We start from the raw sequence: 22,730 nt of genomic DNA, 5'->3' as shown, positions 1-22,730 counted from the left end.
GTCGACCAAGGTCGACACCTACCAACAGCCGCCGGAATCTGTCAGAGGCGGGGCGGTGTCGGAGTGCGGGGTGTCAGCCGCGTGGATGCGGCTGCCAAGCCTACACGGACGTACTTGCGGCGTCCCCGCACTCCGACACCGCCCCGCCAACCTACGGATAGCTCGCTGTTGCTGTTGCCGTTGCTTCGGCTTGAAGCAGGTGCAGGGCTGCAAGCCCTGCCGAACAACCCCCTACCTACGCGGCAGGTAGGTAACCAGTGACAGGTCGTGCCGACTCTCCGGCACCAGCGCCACGTATTGCAGGTCCAGCAACCCCCGCGTTGGGTGGTTCAGCTTCTTCGCACCTTCGTCGAACCGGCGCACGTCGTGCTCCGGCCACCACTGGCGGAACTCCTCGCTGTGCCCAGCGATGTCCTCGGCCAGCGCCAGGAACGGGGCCTTGTCCGGCGCCTGCGCCATCGCCGCGCGGAAGCCTGCCAGCAGGCCGCGGGTCATTTCTTCCCAGTTGAGGATCAGCGTGCGGTACGGCGGATACAGGAACATCAGCCGCAGCGTGTTGCGCTCGTGCGGCGCCAGCTGGCTGTAATCCACGAACAGCTCGGCGATGGCCGGGTTCCAGGCCAGGATGTCGTAGCGGGTATTGCGTACGTAGGCCGGGATCGGCTGCATGGCCTCGACCAGCTGGCGCAGGCCGTCGGTCACGCTCTCGTCCGGTGATTCCAGCGGCACGCCGTAGCCGGACAGCGCGAACGCGTAGGCGCGTTCGTCGTCGCTCATGCGCAGCACCTGCGCCAGCCGCTCCAGCACCTCGGGCGAGGCGCGCACTTCGCGGCCCTGTTCGATCCAGGTGTACCAGCTGACGCTGACCCCGATCGCCAGTGCGACTTCCTCCCGCTTCAGGCCCGGGGTGCGTCGGCGCCCGGCCGGGAGGCCGAGCGTGGCGGGGTCGACACGGGCACGGCAGGCCTTGAGGAAGCCGCCGAGTTCCTTGCGTTCACTTTCGCTGCGCATCATCGGCCCGTCCTACCCTTTGTAGCGTCGAGCCATGCTCGACGCGTCCGCCAGCTCGCGAAAAGCAGCCGAGCATGGCTCGGCTCTACACAAAAACGGTTCAACCACCCTCGGCGTTGCGCGCGAGGGTGACGATCTCCGCGCAGGCACGTCGATCAGGCATCGACGCGCTTGGAGCCCACGGCCAGGCCGGCCTTCAGGCTGGCTTCGACGAATTCGTCGAGGTCGCCGTCCAGCACCTTCTGCGTATCCGAACGCTCGATGCCAGTACGCAGGTCCTTGATACGGCTCTGGTCGAGCACGTAGTTACGGATCTGGCTGCCCCAGCCGATGTCGGACTTGGTGGCTTCCACGGCGTCCTTTTCGGCGTTGCGCTTCTGGATCTCCAGCTCATACAGCTTGGCGGCCAGCATCTTCATCGCGTTGTCGCGGTTCTGGTGCTGGCTGCGGCCGGTCTGGCAGGCCACGACGATATTGGTCGGGATGTGGGTGATTCGCACCGCCGACTCGGTCTTGTTCACGTGCTGGCCACCGGCACCGGACGAACGGTACACGTCGGTCCGCAGGTCGGCCGGGTTGATGGTGATGTCGATGTTGTCATCGATTTCAGGCGACACAAACACCGAGGTGAAGCTGGTGTGGCGGCGGTTGTCCGAGTCGAACGGCGACTTGCGCACCAGGCGGTGCACGCCGGTCTCGGTCTTCAGCCAGCCATAGGCGTAGTCGCCTTCCACGCGCAGCGTGGCCGACTTGATGCCCGCGACGTCACCGCCGGAGACTTCCATCAGCTCGGTCTTCCAGCCGCGCGATTCACACCAGCGCAGGTACATGCGCAGCAGGATCTCGGCCCAGTCCTGGGCTTCGGTGCCACCGGCACCGGCCTGGATGTCGACGAACGCGGCAGCATTGTCCATCTCGCCGGAGAACATGCGCTGGAACTCCAGCTTCTCCACGTGCGACTGGTGCTTGTCCAGGTCGGCGACCACGGCCAGCGCGGTGTCTTCGTCCTGTTCGGACTCAGCCAGCTCAAGCAGTTCGGTGGCATCAGCCAGGCCGTCCAGCACCGAGGCGATGCCGCCCACGGTCTTTTCCAGGCTGGAACGCTCGCGGCCCAGGTTCTGGGCGTATTCGGCGTTGTTCCAGACGTCGGGGCTTTCCAGCTCCCGCGTTACTTCTTCAAGACGCTCTTTCTTGGCGTCGTAGTCAAAGATACCCCCGAAGCGACAGCACGCGATCGGTCAGATCGGTGATGCGCTGGCGGACAGGATTCAGTTCGATCATGTCGGCGGTTATGCATTCAAAAGATGACTGGTAATGATACCGCAGGCCGGGGATGCCCGGAATGAGGGCCTCACCCTGCCCCCAGCGCCTGCCGCAGCAGCGGCAGCTGGCGCCGGCTGCAGGGCACCTTCGCTCCATCGGCCATGTGCAGCAGGGCCTCGCCGCCGTCCAGCGGCTCGATCGAGCGCAGCTGGCCCCGATGGATCAGCCAGCTGCGGTGCGGACGCAGGAACTCACCCGGGTCCAGCCGCTGCTCCAGCACCGCCATGGTGATCCGCAGCGGGTAGTCGTGGCCGCGTACCCGCAGGTTCACGTAGTTCCCCGCCGCCTGGGCGTACTCCACGTCGGCGGTGGCGACCAGGAACTCCTTGCCCAGCTTGCGCACCAGGAAGTGCTGGGGGCGCTCGACCGGCTCCACCGGCGGGCCGACATCGGGCTCGGCCAGCAGGTGCGCTTCACCCTGCCGCTGGCGGCCGAACCAGGCCACGGCGTGCACGGCAATCACCAGCAGGCTGTAGGTCTGCACGTCCTTGAAGAACTCGTAGAACCACTGCGCCGGCCAGGCGCCATAGGTGTAGTGCTGGCCAATCAGGGCGAAGGCCAGCTTGCGCATCAGCACCATGGCACTGACATGCAACAGCCACCAGGCAACGCCACCCAGCACGTAGAAGCCGATCCGGCGCCGCCAGGTGTCTGCATGCAACGGCCAGCGGTGAGCGGCGGCATGCAGAAGTGCCAGCAGGCCCAGGCTGGCAAGCGCACTGCTGAACTCCTCGATCGAAGCCGCAAGGCCCGGGAATGGCTGGGCGTCCCGCAATGCCCGCATCCACTGCGCCAGCACATTGCCCGCAGCGGTACACAGGAACAGCAGCGACCAGAACACTGCAGCCATGCCCGCGCGGTTGGGACGATCTGCAACAAGGGCGGGATCGACCGCCGGATCTCCATTTTCCATGCCGCCATTGTTGCCCATCCGACCCTTTCCGCATCGGCCATTGGTCCCAACAACCCCTCCATTGGACCCTGCAAGGCTGCCACTGCACCCTGTCCGCTGGCGACGCTGAGCCTTGCGGCGGAAGGTGAAGCATCCTCCTGACGCCCATTGCCATGCACCGTCGCCACGATCTGGACACCCTGCGCATCGCCGCCTTCGCGTTGCTGATCCTCTACCACGCCGCCATGGCCTATGTGGCCGGCTGGGACTTCCACCTCAAGAGCGCCTACACCGCCGAATGGCTGCAGTGGCCGATGATCGCGCTGAACCGCTGGCGCATGCCGCTGCTGTTTGCCATCAGTGGTATCGCCTTGGGCCTTTCCCTGCCAGACCACGGGCGACTGCAGCACACGCTCCGCCGTAGCTGGCGCCTGCTGCTGCCCCTGGTCTTCGGTATCGTCGCGGTGGTGTCCCTGCAGGCCTACTGCGAGGCCTTGGACAAGGGTGACGTGGCACCGGGGCTGGGCCATTTCCTATGGCGCTACTGGCAGTTCCGGCCGTGGCCGGGCGCGCACTTCAGTGGTGCCGCCTACGGCTTCACCTGGAATCATCTCTGGTACCTGGCCTACCTTCTGCCCTACACGGTGCTGGCGGTCGTGCTGGCCAGCCTGCTCCGACCATTGCGCAGGGCGCTGCCGCGCTGGCAACCCGGTGATCGCCTGCTGGGCACCCTGCTGCTGGCGCTGCCGGTAGCCTGGCTGGCCTGGTCCCTGCTGGTACTGATGCCGCGTTGGCCACCCACCCATGCCCTGCTGGACGACGTGTATGTGCATGCCGAGTCGCTGCCACTGTTCCTCGGCGGCTTCCTGGCGGCACGCTGGCAGCGCGGCTGGGATCTGCTGGTGCGCGGGCGTCGCCTGACCCTGGCCCTGGCGGTGCTGGGGCTCTGCCTGGAGCTGGGCATCCGCGCGCTGGCGCGCCTGCCGCATGTGAGCGATCTGGATGCGTGGGTGCTGGCACTGCCGTGGGCCCAGACCGAACGCGTCGGCCGCGCGTTGTATACGTGGTGCATGCTGCTGACCCTGTTCGGCTGGGCGCGCGTGTTGCTGGACCGTCCCTGGCACGGTCTGAACTACTGCCGCGAAGCCGTGTTCAGTTGGTACATCCTGCATCAGACTGTGCTGATCGTTCTGCTGTACGCGCTGCGCCCGCTGCAGCTGGGCCCGTGGCTGGAACCTGTACTACTGGTGGCTGGCACGATAAGCGGCTGCCTGCTGATCCACGAGCTGCTGATCCGCCGCTCGCGCTGGCTGCGGCCGCTGTTCGGCCTACGTGCCGATCCGCCAGCGTCGCCGATTGCACGCGCCGCAACGGCGCGCTGAGTTCGGTGCCGTTGTAGAGCCGAGCCCGCGATCGGTTGCTTCTGCCGTGAGCCGAGTATGGGCTCGGCTCCACCTTGAGGCAGTCGAGCAAGCTCGACTCTACAAAAGCCCGGGATCGATCATTTCACCTCGAACTCGCCAACCAGCACAGTCTCGGCACGGTCCTTCAACCGCATCGTGACCATCTGGTCCTTCTGCTTCGGCATGCCCCAGTGCGTGGTCAGCCGCAGCATCAGGGTCGTCGCACCGGTCACCAGCTGCTGGCGGCTGCCGAAGTAGTTCGCCTCCACCTTGTACTTGCCGGGCTTGGCGTTGCGCAGCGAGAACTGCTCAGGACCGTAGCCGCCGGTGAAGTCCTGCGACATCTGCCCACCCTGATAGGTCAGGCGGTTGCCGTAGTAGGCGCGCTCGCCGTTCGGGTCGGTCACCCACAGGTCCATGTCGCTGTTGTCGGCATCCCACGACAGCACCACGCGCAGGTCCAACGGCATCGCCTGCAACAGGCGCGGGTCGATGCCGCGGGTATCCAGCCGTGTCGTGCTGCCTGCCACCAGGTTGGTCAATTCGTCCAATGCGATCAGGGCGATGCCGTCGAAGCGGTTGTCCCACGGCCGCACCACCACCTGGTACAGCGGCGCCAACGCCTGCTGCGGCTTGCCCGCAGCCGCCAGTGCCAGGCCCAGATCGCGGAAGCTCTGCGGTTCCTCCTGGCCCATCGCGAGCACCTGCTCGAACACCGGCACCGCCAGTGCCGGGGCATCGGCCTGCATCAGCCGGTAGCCGAGCACACGTAACAGGTGGCGGTTGTCCAGGTCCATCTCGGCCAGGTTCGACAGCACGCGCAATGCCAGTTCGCGCTGGCCCTGCTCCAGCAGCAGGTCGGCCACGTCGAGGAAGAACGCACTGCTGTCGGCGTGTGCATCGCGCTCGGCCAGGTAGCGGTCATACAGTTGCGACGCCGGGCCCTGGCGCAGGCGCCGGGCGATGGCCGAATCCGGCTGCCACGCCGCCAGCTGGATGCCGAGCTCCCCATTGTTGGCGGCAGCGGGCGCAGCGACACGACCACCAGTGACCGTGATTGAATCCAGGGCCTTGTTCGATGCGGACGCTGAGCGACGTGCACGCGCGCTGCTGGCTTCCATGCGCTGCTCGGCAGCTGCGGCCATCGGTGCCGGCGCGGGCGGTGCCGCGGGGGCCGGCGCAGCGAGCATCGCCACCGGCGCCGAGTCCATCGCGTAGTCCGCGGATGCAACTTCCAGCGCCCCGCCTTTCAACTGTGGAGGCGCTCCCTTCGGCCAGCTGCGGTTCCACCACTGCTGGCGCTCCTTCCAGCGTGCGGCAACCTGGTCCAGGCGCTGGCGATCGGCGGCGGCGCGATCGCTCACCTGCCGTGCGAAGCGGGCATCGTACTCGGCGCGCAGATTGCCGGACGGGCGGATCGCGTAGCGCAGGTAGTCCTCCAGGGTTTCCAGCACGATCAGCGAGGTGTCCGGTCCGACCAGGCCGAACTGCTGCGACAGCAGTTGCATTGCCTCGCGGTTGCCTCGGCGGTCGGCGCCGAGTTGCTGCAGACGGGCCTGCGCCCACAAGCCGGCCAGCAGCTCACCGTCGTCACTCTTCTGCGTTGCCGGCAGCGCCTGCCATTCACCGCCGCCCACGCGCACCCGCATCGGCACGCCGTCCGCCGCAAGGCGGGCATGCAGCCATAGCCAGCCTTCGGCCTCGCTGCGACGATCGATCACAACATCCTGTACGCCACGGCCCGCATCGACCTGCACGTCCAACGGCGACGACAGCAGTTCGCGAGCGGCCGCATCAACATCCTTGCCCAGCGCGACGAAGCGTCCGCCATGGGCTTCGCTCCAGCCGTGCAGGCGCACTGCATCGGTTCGCGCGCCAGCACTGCTGACCGCGAACAGGCGCTGCTGCGGTGCGATTGCTGGCAATGCTTCCGGTCCATAGGTCAGCAGGCCATCGCTGACCAGCAGGTATTCCTTCACGCTCGGTTGCGGCTGCCACTGCGCCAGCGCGCTGGCACCGTCAGGGCGTACGGCCTGCAGTGCTGCACGCAGCTCGCTCCAGTTGCCCGCACGGACACGGAAGCGACGCACCGGTTCGGCGCGGTCGCGCAGCACGGTCAACGCCACTGTGCCGTCACCCATCGCGGCGAAATAGCGATCCAGCAGTGCGAACTCACGTGTGCGGTCGCGCTGACCCGAGGACCCGGAGCCGTCCCACAGCAGGCCGATTTCGCTGGGAAGCGTGCGCGGCGTGCTGCGGGGCGACACCGGCAGCTGCGCCAGCAGGTAGTGCCCGTCCTGCCAGGGCGCCACCTGCACCTGTGCCTGACGTGCTGCGGGCAGGCTCCACTGCAGCTGGGTCGGCAACCGCGCGCCCTTTCCCTGCCAGTGCAGCTGGCCCGCGTTGATGCGGAACGGAGCCGTACCTGCGGTGGCCGCTTCCGGCGCCTGCAGCTTCAACTCAACCGATGCAGCGCCAGCGGCGAACTGCAGCGGCAGCGTCCACTGCCAGCCCTGGCCGGCGAAGGCCAGCGGTTCACGAATCACCAGCTGCACGCGCCGGCTGCCGCCGGCCGGCAGCGGATAGATACGCAGGCGGAACTGGTTGCCGGCAGTCTGTTCCAGCAGGCCCGGGTCGACACCGCGGCGGGCGATTTCCTCGAACACCTGGCGGCCACGGTCCTTGGGCACCGGCACGGCGTCACGCAGTTCACCGTTGATGTCCAGCGCGAAGCCCGTGATCTGCTGGCCATCGGCCAGCGGGAACTGCAGCTCGCCCTCCAGCACGCGCCGGTTCGGGTTGTGGAATTCGAGGGTGATCCTGGTCTGGGCGACGCCGGCCTGGACCCCGCCTTCGATGCGGGCACGCTGCAGCTGCACCGGCTGTTCGGCGGCGGGCGCAATCAACAGCGGGGTGGTGGCTTGCGGCCTGGCAATGCGTGGCGACTGAGCGCCGACAGGCCCGGCCGCGAGGGCCAGCAACAACACAGCGCAGCAACGGACGAAGAGCATGACAGGGCTCCAGAGGAATCGTGGACGTTTGAACGCACGGACAGCCGGAATGGGGTTGGACCGTGCTCGGCTTTTCTTTGCCCCCATCCACAGGCACCATGCCCCACGCTCCCACACGCGCAAGGATGCCGATGCGATTGCCCCTGCTGGCCACTCTGTTGGCACTGGCCTGCCCCCTGACGGCCCTTGCTGCGGCTCCGGCCAAAAGCCTGTATTTCCAGCACCACGACTGGGTCGTGGCCTGTGACAACACCTTGACCTGCCGCGCCGCCGGCTACGCCACCGACGATGACAGCACCCTGAGTGTGCTGCTCACCCGCAAGGGCGGCCCGGATCAGGCCATCCAGGGCCGCCTGACGCTGCAGCCGGAAGAAGGCCAGACCCAGCCCAAGGGCGCACTGCATCTGCGCATCCAGCAGCAGGATCTGGGCGTTCTGGCAACCGCAAAGGGCGAAGGCACGCACAGCTTGAATGCCGCTCAGACCAGCGCACTGTTGTCCGCACTGGTACGCGATGGAGGAATCAGCGTGACCGATGGCGCTGGCCATCGCTGGCCGCTGTCGGACAAGGGTGCCGCAGCGGTACTGCTGAAGATCGATGAGTACCAGGGCCGCCTCCGCACGCCCGGCGCCGTGATGCGCAAGGGCAGCATGCCTGAATCCAGCGTCCCCGCCGGACTGCCGGCGCCGGTTGTGCGCAAGGCCGCCACCCTGGACTCGACCCCGGACGCCCCGGCGTTCGCGCGGCTGGCCGCCTCACCCGCCCTGCGCGCAGCACTGCGTGCCACGCTGGAGGACGACAGCTGCGAAGGCCTGCAGGAAACTGATGCCGACGTTCCGTTCAGCAACTCCCCGCTGCAGGTCCGGCGCCTGGACGCGCAGCATGTGCTGGTCACGGTCCCGTGTTGGCGCGGGGCCTACAACATCGGCGATGGCTATTGGGTCGCGCGCCCGCAGGCGCCGTTCCAGGCGCAATGGGTGACCAGCGATGCGATCGACTACGCCGACGGCCAGATCATTGCCGCGCAGAAGGGCCGCGGCCTCGCTGACTGCATTTCGCACGCAGCCTGGACGTGGGACGGGACGAACTTCATCGCGACGTCCGAGGTGGCACCGGGTCTATGCCGGGGCGTACCCGGTGGCACCTGGGAACTGCCGATGCTGGTCAGCGAGGTCCGCTGACGCCACAGAAAAAGGGGACGGAGGGGATTAAGTCGCAAGTGGCAAACAAGGCACAAGCGACTTAATCCCCTCCGTCCCCTTTTTCTCATGCAGGCAGGCAGTGCTCGACGATCAGTTGGATGGCGCTGCCGCCGCGATAGTCGTCGCAGGCCAGTCGATAGGCCAGATGCACATGACGGCCGGGTGCGTTGCCGTGCCAGCCGCCGAAATGGATCGCATTGATCGTGCCAGGCACGCCCGGCAGGCGCAGTTCCAGCTTCAGGTGGCGCTCCTTCAGTACGCGCCAGTTGGCCACTTCGAAGTGGCCATCGAACAGCGGTTCGGGGAAGCCCTGACCCCACGGTCCAGCCAGGCGCAACGCATCGGCGTGACGATGGTCCAGCTCGTCGGCGGCCAGTTCGCCGTCGCTGAGAACCTGCTGCTGCAATGCCGCGGGGTCGAGCATTTCCAGCACGACAGCCACGAAGGCGGCCTTGAAGTCATCGACGTGATCCAGCCGCATGCTCAATCCAGCCGCCATGGCATGCCCACCGAAGCGTTCGATCAGACCCGGATGGCGCGCGTCGACCAGTGCCAGCGCGTCACGGATGTGCAGGCCGGGAATCGAGCGCGCCGAGCCACGCAGCGTGTCGGCGCCCGGTTCGGCCGGGGCGAAGGCAATGACCGGGCGATGCAGGCGATCCTTCATCTTCGATGCGACCAGGCCGACCACGCCCGGGTGCCAATCGGCATTGAACAGGCAGGCCGCCACCGGGCGCTGGCCGGCCATGTCCAGCACCACGTGGGTCAACGCCTGCTCGGCGTCATCGGTCATCGATTGCTGCACCGCGCGCCGTTCCGAATTGATCTGCTCCAGCGTCTGCGCGATCTCGCGCGCCTGGCGCGGATCTTCGGTCAGCAGCAGCGCGATGCCCAGCGCCATGTCCTCCAGCCGGCCCGCCGCGTTCAGGCGCGGGCCGAGTGCGAAGCCGATGTCGGTGGCAGTCAGTCGCGCGGCGTCACGGCCGCTGGCTTCGATCAGCGCACGCAGGCCGACACAGCCCTGCCCTGCGCGTAGACGGCGTAGGCCCGCACTGACCAGCGCACGGTTGTTCGGATCCAGTGCCACCAGGTCGGCAACGGTGCCGACCGCCACCAGGTCCAGCAGCGTGGTCAGGTCCGGCCCCTTGCCATCGGCAAAGACGCCGGCCTCGCGCATCTGCCGGCGCAGCGCCATCAGCACGTAGAAGATCACGCCGACACCGGCCAACGACTTGCTGGGGAAGGCGTCGCCGTCCAGATTCGGATCGACGATGACATCGGCAGGCGGCAGCTGCGGACCGGGAAGATGATGATCGGTGACCAGCACCTGCCAGCCACGCGCCTTGGCCGCGATGACACCCGCGTGGCACGCAATGCCGTGGTCGACCGTAACCAGCAGATCCGGCTGCAGCTCGGCCAACTCCTCCACCAGTGAAGGTGACAGGCCATAGCCGTGCACCATGCGGTTCGGCACCGCGTGGAAGACATGCTGCGCGCCGAGCATGCGCAGGCCACGCACACCGACCGCACAGGCGGTAGCACCATCGCAGTCGAAATCGCCGACCACCAGGATGCGCTTGTCGTTGGCGATGGCCTCGACCAGAAGGCCCACTGCATCGTCGATGCCGGTCAGCAGCTCGGGCGCATGCAGGCTGCCCAGCTTCGGCAGCGCCAGCTCCGGGGTACCGGCACCGCGACTGGCGTAGAGCCGCGCCAGCAACGGCAGAGTGCCCTCCGGCCAGTTGGCGGGCGCAACCGCATCGCGGCGGCGGATCGTCGGCGTATCAGAGGAGGGCTGCACGGCATCGGCGGCAAGGGACATCGGCATCGCCGGTTACGAAAGACAGAGGGATGATACCGCGCGTGGGAGAGGCTGGCGGGATTGCGCCCGGCTCCTGCGGTAGTGCCGGCCGCTGGCCGGCAACCCCGGCAAACATCGGGGGTCAGAGCCGTTTTCCGATGGAAAACGGATCCGATCCCGCTCAATCGTGAAGCTGCCGCGGCTTTTTCCAGAACTGCCAGCGCTGGCCACGATCCAGCTGAAACTGCAGGCCATCCTCGAAATCCAGCACCAGCCGCTGCAGCTCGCCACGCTTCAGCGCAGCCAGCAGCGGACGGATCGCATCATTGCCGAGCTGCTGCAGGGAGCGCAGCTGGCGCAGGTCGACCAGTGCATCCACCGCCTGCTCGCCATCCACGGCCACGCCCGCCGCCAGAGCCAGGCCCTGCAGCAGGGCATCACGACTGCGCACCTGCGCATGCGCTGTGCTGACCGACACTGGCATCACGCCACCGCCCCAGAACCACAGCGAATTGATCGGCTGTTGTCCCTGCGCGGCGCGCTGCTGGTTCCAGGAATGGTTGTGCAGCAGCACCTGCGCTTCGGTCATGAGCGCCCGCCAGCGGCGACCGCCCTCGCCTTCCGGCAGGTGCGAGAACAGGTCATCGCCCAGCACCTCGTCCGGACTGTCGAAGTCCGGCAGGGCCAGGTCGATCGGAAGCCGCAGGTACCAGCGCGAGGGATCGGGCGCGTCGAGCACGAACCCGGCATCGGCGAACAACGGCTGCAGCACCGGCAGCAGGGCCAGGCTGTCGGCCAGCGTCGGCCGCAGTGTTTCGCCATAGGCCATCATCCGCGCACCGTGCATGTCCGGCACCATGCAGGCCGGATCGGCACGCAGCCAGCCTGCGCCGGCAGCATCGCCGACGTCACGCTGGCGGCTCAGTGCGGCCACCGGCCAGTGCGGCGCGGCGACCGTGAAATGGCGCTGCAGCTGTGCCCGCTCGCCGGCTTCGAACTGCGAGGCGTTGGCGCGGCCCAGGGCACGCGCCACGTCATCAGGCAGCGCAGCCGCTGCAAAGCGGCTGCGCGCGGGCAACAGCAGGGTCGCCGTTGCCACCGGGTCAGTCCACGTAGCTGACGCTGACGATCTCGTACTCGCGCTGGCCGGCCGGGGCGTCGATCACGATCGAATCGCCTTCCAGCTTGCCGATCATCGCGCGCGCCACCGGCGAGGAGATGGCGATCAGGCCCAGCTTGATGTCCGCTTCCAGGTCACCGACGATCTGGTACTTCTTCTCTTCGTCGGTTTCCACGTCGGCCAGAGTCACGCTGGCGCCGAACACCACCTTGGAGCCGGCATTGAGCTTGCTCACGTCGATGATCTCGGCGTGCGACAGCTCGCCTTCCAGCTGCTTGATGCGGCCTTCGATGAAGCCCTGTTCCTCGCGCGCGGCGTGGTACTCGGCATTTTCCTTCAGGTCGCCATGCTCACGCGCTTCGGCGATCGCGGCGATCACCTTCGGGCGCTTGACCGACTTCAGGTGATCCAGTTCGTCGCGCAGCTTCTGCGCGCCCTTCATCGTGATGGGGGCTCTCATGCATTCAACTCCTTGTGCAGCTCCTGCAGCGACCAGACGGGGCCGGTGCCGCGGAATTCCAGTGAATCCACCAGCGCCTTGGCGCCGGCAATGGTGGTCGAGTAGGTGACGCGATGCTGCAGCGCCTCGCGACGGATCGAGAACGAGTCGTTGATCGCCGAACGACCTTCGGTCGTGTTGACGATGTAGACGATCTCGCCGTTCTTGATCGAGTCGACGATGTGCGGACGGCCTTCGACCACCTTGTTGATGATCTCGCAGTCCATGCCGTGCTGCTGCAGCCACGCGGCGGTGCCACGGGTGGCGACCAGGCTGTAGCCACGCGCCAGCAGTGCCTTGGCCACCGGCAGCACGCGCTTCTTGTCCGGATCGCGGACCGAGACGAAGGCCTTGCCGACCGGCGGCGCCTTGATGCCACCGGCTTCCTGCGCACGCGCGAAGGCGGCGTTGAAGGTGCGACCGACGCCCATCACCTCACCGGTGGAGCGCATCTCCGGCCCGAGGATCGGGTCGACGCCCTGGAACTTGGCGAACGGGAAGATCGCCTCCTTCACCGAGTAGTAGTCCGGCACGATTTCCTTGGTCGCGCCCTGCTCGGCCAGCGTTTTGCCGGCCATGCAGCGGGCGGCGATCTTGGCCAGCGGCATGCCGGTAGCCTTGGACACGAACGGCACGGTGCGCGAGGCACGCGGGTTCACTTCCAGCAGGTAGATGGTGTCGGCACCTTCATCGCTGGTCTGGATCGCGAACTGGGTGTTCATCAGGCCGACCACGTTCAGGGCCTTGGCCAGTTCCACCACCTGGCGACGCAGCTCGGCCTGGGTTTCAGCCGACAGCGAGTACGGCGGCAGCGAGCACGAGGAATCGCCCGAGTGCACGCCGGCTTCTTCGATGTGCTCCATCACGCCGCCGATCAGGACGTTGCCCTGGGCATCGGCAATGATGTCGACGTCGCACTCCACGGCATTGTCGAGGAAGCGGTCCAGCAGCACCGGCGAATCGTTGGACACCTTGACCGCGTCGCGCACGTAGCGGGCCAGGTCGGCTTCGCCGTAGACGATTTCCATCGCACGGCCGCCCAGCACGTAGCTCGGGCGCACCACCAGCGGGTAGCCGATCTCGCGGGCCAGCAGCAGGGCTTCCTGGTCGTTGCGGGCGATGCGGTTCGGCGGCTGCTTCAGGCCCAGCTTGTCCACCAGCTGCTGGAAGCGCTCACGGTCTTCGGCCAGGTCGATGGAGTCCGGGCTGGTGCCGATCACCGGCACGCCGTTGGCTTCCAGCGCGCGCGCCAGCTTCAGCGGGGTCTGGCCGCCGTACTGCACGATCACGCCCTTCGGCTGTTCCAGTTCGACGATTTCCAGCACGTCTTCCAGGGTCAGCGGTTCGAAGTACAGGCGGTCGGAGGTGTCGTAGTCGGTCGACACGGTTTCCGGGTTGCAGTTGACCATGATGGTTTCATAGCCATCCTCGCGCAGCGCCAGTGCCGCGTGCACGCAGCAGTAGTCGAACTCGATGCCCTGGCCGATGCGGTTCGGGCCACCACCCAGGATCATGATCTTGTCGCGGTTGCTCGGCGCGGCCTCGCACTCGTCCTCGTAGGTCGAGTACAGGTAGGCGGTGCCGGTGGAGAACTCACCGGCGCAGGAATCCACGCGCTTGTAGACCGGGCGCACCTTGTGCGCACGACGCAGCGCGCGGATGGCGGCTTCGTTGGTGCCGGTCAGCTGCGCCAGGCGCGCGTCGGAGAAGCCGGCGCGCTTCAGCTTGCGCAGGCGGGCGGCGTCCAGCGCGTCGATGCCACCGGCAGCGACTTCGGCTTCGGCCGCGATGATTTCCTCGATCTGGTCCAGGAACCAGTGATCGATGAACGACAGTGCGTAGATCTCTTCCACGCTCATGCCGGCGCGGAACGCATCAGCGACGAAGAACAGGCGCTCCGGGCCCGGGGCCTTCAGCTCGCGGCGCAGGGTCTGCAGGTCTTCTTCGTTGCTCAGGTCCAGGCCGGTCGGGTCGAAGCCGACCTTGCCGGTTTCCAGGCCACGCAGCGCCTTCTGCACCGACTCCTGGAAGGTACGGCCCATTGCCATCACCTCGCCCACCGACTTCATCTGGGTGGTCAGGCGGGCATCGGCGGCCGGGAACTTCTCGAAGGCGAAACGCGGGATCTTGGTGACGACGTAGTCGATCGACGGCTCGAACGAGGCCGGGGTCAGGCCACCGGTGATTTCGTTCTTCAGTTCGTCCAGGGTGTATCCCACGGCCAGCTTGGCGGCGACCTTGGCGATCGGGAAGCCGGTGGCCTTGGAGGCCAGCGCCGAGGAACGCGACACGCGCGGGTTCATCTCGATGACGACCACGCGGCCGGTCTTCGGGTTGATGCCGAACTGCACGTTCGAGCCACCGGTATCGACGCCGATCTTGCGCAGCACGGCGATGGAGGCATCGCGCAGGCGCTGGTATTCCTTGTCGGTCAGGGTCTGCGCCGGCGCCACGGTGATCGAGTCACCGGTGTGCACGCCCATCGGGTCCAGGTTCTCGATCGAGCAGACGATGATGCAGTTATCCGCCGTATCGCGGACCACTTCCATCTCGAACTCCTTCCAGCCCAGCACCGACTCTTCCACCAGCACTTCGGTGGTCGGCGACAGTTCCAGGCCGCGGCTGACGATCTCGACCAGCTCTTCGCGGTTGTAGGCGATGCCGCCACCGCTGCCGCCCAGGGTGAAGCTGGGGCGGATGATGGTCGGGTAACCGACGCGGGTCTGGATCTCCAGCGCTTCGTCCAGGGTGTGGGCGACGGCGGCGGTCGGGCATTCCAGGCCGATCTCACCCATGGCGACGCGGAACAGCTCGCGGTCTTCGGCCATGCGGATCGCTTCGCGTTTGGCGCCGATCAGCTCGACGTTGTACTTCTCCAGCACGCCGTTGTCGGCCAGGTCCAGCGCGCAGTTCAACGCGGTCTGGCCACCCATGGTCGGCAGCAGCGCATCGGGCTTTTCCTTGGCGATGATCTTCTCGACCGTCTGCCAGTTGATCGGCTCGATGTAGACGGCGTCGGCCATCTCCGGGTCCGTCATGATCGTGGCCGGGTTGCTGTTGACCAGCACCACGCGGTAACCCTCGTCACGCAGGGCCTTGCAGGCCTGGGCGCCGGAGTAGTCGAACTCGCAGGCCTGGCCGATGACGATCGGGCCAGCACCGATGATGAGGATGGTCTTGAGGTCAGTGCGCTTGGGCATTTTCTTCTCTAAGTCAGTACAGCGTGACAAGGGGGGTGATCGCACGCTGTCGATCAGGAATCTTGATCCGCAGCGCCGCGCCAGCGGCAGCAGCGTTGCGGGGTTTACGGTCCATCGCGACGCCACCGGGGGGCCGGCGGCGTACTGATCACGCCTTGGCCTGCTCCATCAGCACCACGAAGCGGTCGAACAGCGGGCCGACATCGGTCGGGCCGGGCGACGCTTCCGGGTGGCCCTGGAACGAGAACGCCGGCACGTCGGTGCGGGCCACGCCCTGGTTGGTGCCGTCGAACAGCGAGCGGTGGGTCACGCGCAGGGTGGCCGGCAGGGTCGCTTCATCGATTGCGAAGCCGTGGTTCTGCGAGGTGATCATCACCCGGCCGCTGTCCAGGTCCTGCACCGGGTGGTTGGCACCGTGGTGGCCGTGGCCCATCTTCATGGTCTGCGCGCCCGAGGCCAGGCCCAGCAGCTGGTGGCCCAGGCAGATGCCGAAGGTTGGGATCTTCACGTCGATGAAGGTTTTGATCGCTTCGATGGCGTAGTCGCACGGTTCCGGGTCACCCGGGCCGTTGGACAGGAACACGCCATCCGGCTTCAGCGCCAGCACTTCGGCGGCCGGGGTCTGTGCCGGCACCACGGTCACTTCGCAGCCACGCTCGGCCAGCATGCGCAGGATGTTGGTCTTCACGCCGAAATCGTAGGCCACGACCTTGTACTTGGCCGGCACGCTGACGAAGGCGTTGGCATCCAGGTCCAGCTGGCCCTCGGTCCAGGTGTAGGTCTTCTCGGTAGTGACGACCTTGGCCAGATCCATGCCCTTCAGCCCCGGGAACTTGCGGGCGGCTTCCAGTGCCTTTTCCACGTCGATGTCACCGGCCATCAGCGCACCGTTCTGCGCGCCGTTCTCGCGCAGGATGCGGGTCAGCTTGCGGGTGTCGATGCCGGCGATGGCGACCACGCCGCGCTGGATCAGCCAGTCCTGCAGCGACACCTGGCTGCGCCAGTTGCTGGGACGGCGGGGAACATCGCGCACGATCAGGCCGGCCGACCACACCTTGGACGCTTCATTGTCCTGGTCGGTCATGCCGGTGTTACCGATATGCGGATAGGTCAGCGTGACCATCTGCCGGGCGTAGGACGGGTCGGTCAGCACTTCCTGGTAGCCGGTCATGGCGGTGTTGAACACCACCTCACCGACGGACAGGCCGGGCGCGCCTACGGATTCGCCCTCGAATACGGTGCCGTCTTCGAGGACGAGGATTGCGGCTTGGGTCACGGGAATCTCACTTTGGCTACCGAGGGGGCTGCCGAAGTCACGCCTGCGCTTCACGGAAATCCGGTTGCAAAAAAGCGCGGACGTGCGGTCTGGGACCGGTCCGGCTTTCGTGATTCGGCGAGTGCGAATTGTAGCGCTGCCGGGGCGCTCGCGCCAGCGGTTATCGCACTTCATGAACAGGCGATTGCGCATTCATTTCAATCCGGCGGCGTATGCGGGCCGCCATGACCCTGGTAGACGCCAACCTTGGTTGGCGCTTCCCGGAAAGCCTGCCAACCAAGGTTGGCATCTACCATCGGCCTGGACCGTTACCGGGGGCCGTCCAGCAGGTCCCGCACCCGGTAGCTACCCGGGGCGCGGCCCTGCAGCTGGCGGGCGGCAAACAGGGCGCCGCGGGCGAAGATGTCGCGGTTGGTGGCCCGGTGCACCAGCTCGATGCGCTCACCCAGGCCGGTGAACTGCACCAGATGCTCGCCGACGATGTCACCGGCACGCAGGCTGGCGTAATGCGGCTCCGCCCCACCCCGCTGCGCGGCCGCGCCCAGGGTCAGCGCGGTACCCGACGGCGCGTCCTTCTTCTGCGTGTGGTGCGATTCGACGATGTCGCAGTCCCAGCCGGCCAGCGCCTGCGCCGCGCGCTCGACCAGCTCATCCAGTACCGCCACGCCCAGGCTGAAATTCGACGCCCAGACCAGCGGGATGGACGCCGCCGCGGCCTCCAGCGCCTGCCGCTGTGTGCTGGAGATGCCAGTAGTGCCCGAGACCAGGCCCGCACCCCGCTCCACGCATAGCGCCAGCATCGGGTCGAAGCCCTCCGGCAGGCTGAAGTCGATCGCCACATCGAACACCGGCGCGCCAGGCAGTTCGCTGGCGCCGAAGAACGGCACGCCGTCGACCACGCGCTGGGTCGGCGCACGGCCGGTTACCGCAGCCACGATCTGCAGGGTTTCGGGATGTTCGGCGGCCAGCCGCAGCAGGGCCTGGCCCATGCGCCCGGAGGCACCGTGAATGAGCAATCGCAGGGGAGTCTGGTTCATGCCTGCAGGCTAGCGGCAGCACGCCCGCTCCGGCAAGCGCCATCGCTGCTACGCTGCATGCCCTTTCATGCAATGGATGGCAGCTCCTTCATGCAGATCAGCGAACAGCTGGTGCTGGTCACTGGCGCCGGCCGCGGCCTTGGCAAGCACATTGCCCGCGCCTTCGCCGCCCAGGGCGCCCGCGTCATCATCAACTACCACCGCAGCGAAGCCGCCGCACGTACGCTGGCCACTGAGCTGGGCGGACAGGCGATCGCGCTGCCGGCCGACGTCACCGACCGCGCCCAGGTCGATGCGATGCTGCAGCACGCGCTGGCCCACTTCGGCCAAGGTGTCACCACCGTGGTCAACAACGCGCTGGCCGCTTTCTCGTTCAATGGCGATGCCCGCGACGGCGCCGCGGAAATCGGTTGGCCGGCCTTCCAGGCGCAGTTCGAGGGCAGCGTGCGTGGCGCACTGAACACCGTGCAGGCCGCCCTGCCCGGTATGCAGGCCCGCCGCTTCGGCCGTGTGATCAACATCGGCACCAACCTGTTCCAGAACCCGGTGGTGCCCTACCACGACTACACCGCCGCCAAGGCCGCACTGCTGTCGCTGACCCGCACACTGGCCGGCGACCTCGGCCCGCACGGCATCACCGTCAACATGCTGTCCGGCGGCCTGCTGCGCACCACCGATGCCAGTTCCGCCACGCCCGAAGCGGTGTTCGACTACATCGCCGCCAACACCCCGCTGCGCAGCGTCACCACCCCGGCCGAATTCGCCGATGCCGCGCTGTTCTTCGCCAGCCCGTGGTCACGCGCGGTGACCGGCCAGAACCTGGTGGTGGATGGCGGATTGGTGCGGGACTGAGCCGATGCGCATCTCCGAGGTCAGCCGCCTGACCGGTGCCAGCGCCAAGGCCATCCGACTGTACGAGGCGCGCGGCCTGCTGCCGCCGGTGCCACGACTGAACCGCTACCGCGACTACAGCGAACAGGACGTGGCCTGGGTGCAGCTGATCCGCCAGGCGCTGGGGCTGGGTATCACGCTGGCGGCAATCTCGCGCCTGCAGGGCCGCGACGGGCGGCTCGACTGGCAGGCAGTGCTGACCCTGCTTGAGCAGCAGCGCAGCCGCATTGCCAGCGAGCGGGCACGGCTGGCGCAGGTCGAGCTCGACCTGCAGCAGGTCAGCGACGAACTGCAGCAGTGGCTGCTCTCCGGCAGCAATGACTGCGTGCTGGAACCCAGCGGCTGCACGACCCAGGCTTGACTCTGCCCTTGGGGCAGACCGCAGCCTCGCGCACTTTCCATTGCCCGAGGTTGCCGTGTCCCGTTCCATCCTGATCCTGCTCGGCCATCCCGACCGCGACAGCCTGTGCGGCGCCCTCGCCCAGCGCTACGCCACCGCCGCCGAGAATGCCGGCCACCGGGTGCGCCTGATCGCATTGGGTGAACTCGAGTTCGATCCGGTGCTGCGGCATGGCTACCGCCAGATCCAGCCGCTGGAAGCCGACCTGCAGGACGCGGCGGAAGCGATCGAGGCCTGCGATCACCTGGTGCTGGTCTATCCCACCTGGTGGGGTGCGATGCCGGCGCTGCTGAAGGGCTTCTTCGATCGCGTGCTGTTGCCGGGGTACGCCTTCCGCTACCGGCGCGATTCGGTGTGGTGGGACCGGCTGCTGGCCGGGCGCAGCGCGCGGGTGATCACCACGCTGGATACGCCGCCCTGGTACTACCGCTGGATCTACCGCGACCCGGGCATCACCCAGATCCGCGCCCCCCTCCTGGAATTCTGCGGCATCCGCCCTGTGCGGGTCAGCCGTCTCGGTGCGGTGCGCAGCAGTACCCCAGCACAACGCAGCAAGTGGCTGGCGTTGGCAGCAGAGCTGGGTTCACGCGCCAGGTAGATCCACGCCATGCGCGGATGAAATGCCGGCCACGTTCCATGTGTCGCGTTTGCCAATTGACCGCCAGGCACCGTGCCTCAAGGCTGAGGGCCCCTCTTTCGGCCCAGGCAAAGCCCATGAAATCCTCGACTGTCTTCAGCAAGTGCGCCAGGAAGACCGGCTTTTCCGGCACGTCGACGACCCGCTACCGCTTGCTGGATGCCGCCCTGCTTGTCGTCAATCACCAGCGCGCCAGCGAAAGCCGGGGCTTCTATGTGAATGCTGGGCTCTACTTTCCAGAACTGCTCGAGCATCCCCTTGCGCCTGACGATCTTGAAACGGCTTTCCGGTACCGCTCCAGCATTCCCACACCCCATGTCGACTGGCGGATCGAAGAGACGCCCGGCCTGCGCCGGGCTTTCATCCAGCAGGATCTGGATGATCTGCTGGAGGCCGGCAATCGCGACGGGATGAAATGCCTGCTGCTCGGTGCCCTTGCCGACGTGGCGGGCTTCGCGGCAACCCATGGAAACCGGGAGTCGGTGCGGCGATTGAATCAGGACGGGAACTTCCGCGCGCTCATCCGCAGAGAGGTCTAGTAGATCCACGCCATGCGTGGATGGACTCCAGGAGTGTGCGAACCAAGGTTCGCACCTACCAGGACACATTCAGTGCTGTTTGGGCGGCGTCGGCCCGCAGCTGTCGCAACCGCCACAGGCGCCACCGCCTCCGCTCACCGGCGGTGCGATCTTCCGCCCCAGCGCCTGCAGCCAGGCAGCGCGGCCCGGCTTCAGCAGGGCCAGCGCCAGCGCGCCACGCAGCTTGCGCACGGTGCCGGGGAACTGCTTCTTCAACACCACCCAGGCACTGACCAGTACGGCCACCGCGATGATCAGGTACTGGATCAGCAGGCCGGTATCCATCAGCCGCCTCCCAGCGCCTTGGTCACCTGGTAGGTGATCAGCGCCGCCACGTAGGCCGCAGCAAACAGGTAGAACGCCGAGAAGGCCATCGTCTTCCACGAATTGGTCTCGCGCTTGATGGTGGCCAGCGTCGAGATGCACATCGGGGCGTAGATGTACCAGACCAGCAGCGACAGCGCGGTGGCCAGCGACCAGCCGTCGCTGATCAGCGGGGTCAGTGCCTGGCTGGCGGCATCGTCATCGGCTGCGGACAGCGCGTACACGGTCGCCAGCGAGGACACCGCCACTTCGCGCGCGGCCAGGCCCGGAATCAGCGCAATGCAGATCTGCCAGTTGAAGCCCAGCGGCGCGAAGAACACCGCCATCGCATGGCCGATCTGGCCCGCATAGCTGTAATCGATGGCCGGCATGGTGGCGCCGGCCGGAGCCGCCGGGAACGACAGCAGCACCCACAGCAGGATGGTCAGCGCCAGGATGATGCCGCCGACACGCTTGAGGAAGATCATGCCGCGCTCGTACAGGCCCACCGCCAGGTCGCGCACGTGCGGCAGGCGGTACGACGGCAGCTCCAGCATCAGCGGGTGCTCGCTCTTGTCGCGGCGCCACTTCTTCATGATCCACGACATCGCCAGTGCACTGAGAATGCCGGCCGCATACAGGCCGAACAGCACCAGGCCCTGCTGGTTGAACAGGCCCCACACCGTCTTCTGCGGGATGAACGCGCCAATCAGCAGCGCATACACCGGCAGGCGTGCCGAGCAGGTCATCAGCGGCGCGACCAGGATCGTGGCCAGGCGGTCACGCGGGTCCTGGATGCTGCGCGTGGACATGATGCCCGGCACCGCGCAGGCGAAGCTGGACAGCAGCGGGATGAACGAGCGGCCGGACAGGCCGGCGGCGGCCATCATGCGGTCGAGCAGGAACGCCGCACGCGGCAGGTAGCCGGATTCCTCCAGCACCAGGATGAAGAAGAACAGGATCAGGATCTGCGGCAGGAACACCACCACGCCACCCACACCGGCGATGATGCCGTCAGTCAGCAGGCTGGCCAGCGGGCCTTCCGGCAGCACGCTGCCAACAAACGCACCAAGCCAGGCGAAACCGGCCTCGATGCCGTCCATCAACGGTGTCGCCCAGGCATACACCGCCTGGAAGATCAGGAACATCACCACCGCCAGGCTGATCAGGCCGAACACCGGGTGCAGCAGCCAGCGGTCCAGCGCGTCGTCGACTTTGGCGGTCCGTGCCGGCATGCGCACGGCCACCGACAGGATCTCGCGCACCTTGGCGTGGTAGTCGATGCCACCTTCCGGGCCCGGCACCGGCGCATCCAGGTGCGGCACCATCGCATCGAGGCGCTCGACCAGGGCCTTGGCGCCCTGCTTGCGCACCGCCACGGTTTCCACCACCGGCACGCCCAGCTCGCGCTCCAGCGCGGCCACGTCCACCTGGATGCCACGGCGCTGGGCCGCATCGACCATGTTCAGCGCAACCACCATCGGCTTGCCCAGCTCGCGCAGTTCCAGCGCGAAGCGCAGGTGCAGACGCAGGTTGGTGGCGTCGATCACGCACAGCAGCACGTCCGGTGCAGCCTCGCCCGGGTAGAAGCCCCGGCACAGGTCACGGGTGATCGCCTCGTCCAGGCTGGCCGGGTGCAGGCTGTAGGCACCTGGCAGATCGAGTACGGCGAACTCGCGGCCGGACGGCGCGCGCAGGCGGCCTTCCTTGCGCTCGACGGTGACGCCGGTGTAGTTGGCAACCTTCTGCCGGCTGCCGGTCAGCTGGTTGAACAGCGCGGTCTTGCCACTGTTGGGGTTACCGACCAGCGCAATGCGCAGGGGCGCGGTAGAAGTTGCAGCGGTCATGCGCGACGCTCCTGGCGGTTGGCGTCGACCACGACGCGCTTGGCTTCACTGATACGCAGCGCAAACCGGGTAAACCCGACCTGCACCAGCAGCGGCTCGCCACCGACCGGGCCCTTGGCCACCAGGCGCACTTCCTCGCCCTTCACGAAACCCAGCTCGCGCAGGCGACGGGCGATGGCATCGTTGGCATGGAGGTCCTGCACGGACTCGACCACGGCCGAGGCGTGCAGCGGCAGTTCGGACAGCGTCATCTAGCGCATTCTCTGCTGGATGTAAATGGTTCTCGATTCTAACATTCC

General features: G+C 67.1%; 19 protein-coding genes. 6 read left to right on the top strand and 13 right to left on the bottom strand.

What is annotated here, in order from left to right; genetic code table 11:
- Positions 1 to 231: 231 nt before the first annotated feature.
- From QRO95_RS14095 to QRO95_RS14085, 3 genes are all read right to left on the bottom strand, one after another.
- Entirely contained in the window at positions 232 to 1,014 is a 783-nt protein-coding gene (locus tag QRO95_RS14095) for a helix-turn-helix transcriptional regulator (RefSeq protein WP_097048048.1), read from the bottom strand.
- A 152-nt stretch (positions 1,015 to 1,166) separates the two neighbouring features.
- Positions 1,167 to 2,292, bottom strand: a protein-coding gene (gene prfB, locus QRO95_RS14090; RefSeq protein ID WP_097048047.1) for a peptide chain release factor 2 whose coding sequence is annotated in 2 segments (ribosomal slippage) — positions 1,167 to 2,216 and positions 2,218 to 2,292 — 1,125 coding nt in all. Because the reading frame shifts where the segments join, the coding sequence is not laid out codon by codon here.
- Positions 2,293 to 2,362: 70 nt separating this feature from the next.
- Positions 2,363 to 3,265, bottom strand: a complete 903-nt coding sequence (locus tag QRO95_RS14085; protein ID WP_285302832.1) for a LytTR family DNA-binding domain-containing protein — start codon at positions 3,263 to 3,265, stop codon at positions 2,363 to 2,365.
- A gap of 134 nt (positions 3,266 to 3,399) precedes the next feature.
- Between QRO95_RS14085 and QRO95_RS14080 the strand changes: the two genes are divergently transcribed.
- Complete coding sequence (locus QRO95_RS14080) at positions 3,400 to 4,608, top strand: acyltransferase family protein (RefSeq protein WP_285302831.1); 1,209 nt, start codon at positions 3,400 to 3,402, stop codon at positions 4,606 to 4,608.
- 119 nt (positions 4,609 to 4,727) lie between these two features.
- Here the strand turns inward: QRO95_RS14080 and QRO95_RS14075 are convergent, their stop codons facing one another.
- Positions 4,728 to 7,640, bottom strand: coding sequence for a VIT domain-containing protein (locus QRO95_RS14075; protein WP_285302830.1), 2,913 nt, complete (start codon positions 7,638 to 7,640; stop codon positions 4,728 to 4,730).
- Between the two features lie 131 nt (positions 7,641 to 7,771).
- On the opposite strand from QRO95_RS14075, the gene QRO95_RS14070 reads away from it, so the two are divergent.
- On the top strand, positions 7,772 to 8,821 hold the full coding sequence (locus tag QRO95_RS14070) for a DUF1176 domain-containing protein (RefSeq protein ID WP_285302829.1): 1,050 nt from the start codon (positions 7,772 to 7,774) through the stop codon (positions 8,819 to 8,821).
- Positions 8,822 to 8,906: 85 nt separating this feature from the next.
- Here the strand turns inward: QRO95_RS14070 and recJ are convergent, their stop codons facing one another.
- The 6 genes from recJ to QRO95_RS14040 all read right to left on the bottom strand — a co-directional run bounded on the left by recJ (position 8,907) and on the right by QRO95_RS14040 (position 17,727).
- A complete protein-coding gene (recJ, locus tag QRO95_RS14065; protein ID WP_285302828.1) occupies positions 8,907 to 10,664 on the bottom strand; it encodes a single-stranded-DNA-specific exonuclease RecJ in 1,758 nt (585 codons plus the stop codon).
- Positions 10,665 to 10,824: 160 nt separating this feature from the next.
- Positions 10,825 to 11,742 (bottom strand): phosphoglycerate mutase, encoded by a 918-nt coding sequence (locus QRO95_RS14060; protein WP_285302827.1) that lies wholly within the window; start codon positions 11,740 to 11,742, stop codon positions 10,825 to 10,827.
- A gap of 4 nt (positions 11,743 to 11,746) precedes the next feature.
- Entirely contained in the window at positions 11,747 to 12,211 is a 465-nt protein-coding gene (gene greA / locus QRO95_RS14055) for a transcription elongation factor GreA (protein ID WP_026347191.1), read from the bottom strand.
- Between the two features lie 8 nt (positions 12,212 to 12,219).
- Positions 12,220 to 15,462, bottom strand: coding sequence for a carbamoyl-phosphate synthase large subunit (gene carB, locus QRO95_RS14050; protein WP_032128799.1), 3,243 nt, complete (start codon positions 15,460 to 15,462; stop codon positions 12,220 to 12,222).
- 148 nt (positions 15,463 to 15,610) lie between these two features.
- Entirely contained in the window at positions 15,611 to 16,738 is a 1,128-nt protein-coding gene (gene carA / locus QRO95_RS14045) for a glutamine-hydrolyzing carbamoyl-phosphate synthase small subunit (protein ID WP_285302826.1), read from the bottom strand.
- Positions 16,739 to 17,046: 308 nt separating this feature from the next.
- Complete coding sequence (locus QRO95_RS14040) at positions 17,047 to 17,727, bottom strand: 4-hydroxy-tetrahydrodipicolinate reductase (protein ID WP_032128797.1); 681 nt, start codon at positions 17,725 to 17,727, stop codon at positions 17,047 to 17,049.
- Positions 17,728 to 17,847: 120 nt separating this feature from the next.
- On the opposite strand from QRO95_RS14040, the gene QRO95_RS14035 reads away from it, so the two are divergent.
- The 4 genes from QRO95_RS14035 to QRO95_RS14020 all read left to right on the top strand — a co-directional run bounded on the left by QRO95_RS14035 (position 17,848) and on the right by QRO95_RS14020 (position 20,242).
- Positions 17,848 to 18,627, top strand: coding sequence for a 3-oxoacyl-ACP reductase (locus tag QRO95_RS14035; RefSeq protein WP_071229305.1), 780 nt, complete (start codon positions 17,848 to 17,850; stop codon positions 18,625 to 18,627).
- Positions 18,628 to 18,631: 4 nt separating this feature from the next.
- Entirely contained in the window at positions 18,632 to 19,027 is a 396-nt protein-coding gene (locus QRO95_RS14030; RefSeq protein WP_032128795.1) for a MerR family transcriptional regulator, read from the top strand.
- 55 nt (positions 19,028 to 19,082) lie between these two features.
- Positions 19,083 to 19,664 carry an NAD(P)H-dependent oxidoreductase gene (locus QRO95_RS14025; RefSeq protein WP_121503176.1) on the top strand — a complete coding sequence of 194 codons (582 nt, stop codon included), beginning with the start codon at positions 19,083 to 19,085 and terminating at the stop codon, positions 19,662 to 19,664.
- A gap of 116 nt (positions 19,665 to 19,780) precedes the next feature.
- Positions 19,781 to 20,242 carry a DUF4304 domain-containing protein gene (locus tag QRO95_RS14020; protein WP_164080829.1) on the top strand — a complete coding sequence of 154 codons (462 nt, stop codon included), beginning with the start codon at positions 19,781 to 19,783 and terminating at the stop codon, positions 20,240 to 20,242.
- Positions 20,243 to 20,311: 69 nt separating this feature from the next.
- On the opposite strand, the gene QRO95_RS14015 is transcribed toward QRO95_RS14020, so the two are convergent.
- From QRO95_RS14015 to QRO95_RS14005, 3 genes are read right to left on the bottom strand one after another with little or no spacing between them, the layout of a single operon-like run.
- Entirely contained in the window at positions 20,312 to 20,566 is a 255-nt protein-coding gene (locus QRO95_RS14015) for a DUF6587 family protein (RefSeq protein ID WP_071229302.1), read from the bottom strand.
- Positions 20,566 to 22,431, bottom strand: a complete 1,866-nt coding sequence (locus QRO95_RS14010) for a ferrous iron transporter B (RefSeq protein WP_121503174.1) — start codon at positions 22,429 to 22,431, stop codon at positions 20,566 to 20,568. Before QRO95_RS14010 ends, QRO95_RS14015 begins: the two co-directional genes overlap by 1 nt.
- A complete protein-coding gene (locus QRO95_RS14005; protein WP_032128790.1) occupies positions 22,428 to 22,682 on the bottom strand; it encodes a FeoA family protein in 255 nt (84 codons plus the stop codon). Before QRO95_RS14005 ends, QRO95_RS14010 begins: the two co-directional genes overlap by 4 nt.
- Between the last annotated feature and the right edge of the window lie 48 nt (positions 22,683 to 22,730).

The organism is Stenotrophomonas maltophilia group sp. Smal13, from assembly GCF_030236855.1.
Classification (GTDB): domain Bacteria; phylum Pseudomonadota; class Gammaproteobacteria; order Xanthomonadales; family Xanthomonadaceae; genus Stenotrophomonas; species Stenotrophomonas maltophilia_A.
The sequence above is the reverse complement of the archived record's forward strand: the minus strand, read 5'-3'. Positions and strand labels throughout refer to the sequence as shown.

Excerpts from the sequence above, each read along its gene's own strand:
- QRO95_RS14070 (WP_285302829.1), top strand. The coding sequence starts at position 7,772 with ATGCGATTGCCCCTGCTGGCCACTCTGTTGGCACTGGCCTGCCCCCTG.
- QRO95_RS14095 (WP_097048048.1), bottom strand. The coding sequence starts at position 1,014 with ATGATGCGCAGCGAAAGTGAACGCAAGGAACTCGGCGGCTTCCTCAAG.
- QRO95_RS14080 (WP_285302831.1), top strand. The coding sequence starts at position 3,400 with ATGCACCGTCGCCACGATCTGGACACCCTGCGCATCGCCGCCTTCGCG.
- QRO95_RS14030 (WP_032128795.1), top strand. The coding sequence starts at position 18,632 with ATGCGCATCTCCGAGGTCAGCCGCCTGACCGGTGCCAGCGCCAAGGCC.
- QRO95_RS14085 (WP_285302832.1), bottom strand. The coding sequence starts at position 3,265 with ATGGGCAACAATGGCGGCATGGAAAATGGAGATCCGGCGGTCGATCCC.
- QRO95_RS14015 (WP_071229302.1), bottom strand. The coding sequence starts at position 20,566 with ATGGATACCGGCCTGCTGATCCAGTACCTGATCATCGCGGTGGCCGTA.
- QRO95_RS14010 (WP_121503174.1), bottom strand. The coding sequence starts at position 22,431 with ATGACCGCTGCAACTTCTACCGCGCCCCTGCGCATTGCGCTGGTCGGT.
- QRO95_RS14020 (WP_164080829.1), top strand. The coding sequence starts at position 19,781 with ATGAAATCCTCGACTGTCTTCAGCAAGTGCGCCAGGAAGACCGGCTTT.
- QRO95_RS14075 (WP_285302830.1), bottom strand. The coding sequence starts at position 7,640 with ATGCTCTTCGTCCGTTGCTGCGCTGTGTTGTTGCTGGCCCTCGCGGCC.
- QRO95_RS14040 (WP_032128797.1), bottom strand. The coding sequence starts at position 17,727 with ATGGGCCAGGCCCTGCTGCGGCTGGCCGCCGAACATCCCGAAACCCTG.
- QRO95_RS14005 (WP_032128790.1), bottom strand. The coding sequence starts at position 22,682 with ATGACGCTGTCCGAACTGCCGCTGCACGCCTCGGCCGTGGTCGAGTCC.
- QRO95_RS14035 (WP_071229305.1), top strand. The coding sequence starts at position 17,848 with ATGGATGGCAGCTCCTTCATGCAGATCAGCGAACAGCTGGTGCTGGTC.
- recJ (WP_285302828.1), bottom strand. The coding sequence starts at position 10,664 with ATGTCCCTTGCCGCCGATGCCGTGCAGCCCTCCTCTGATACGCCGACG.
- carB (WP_032128799.1), bottom strand. The coding sequence starts at position 15,462 with ATGCCCAAGCGCACTGACCTCAAGACCATCCTCATCATCGGTGCTGGC.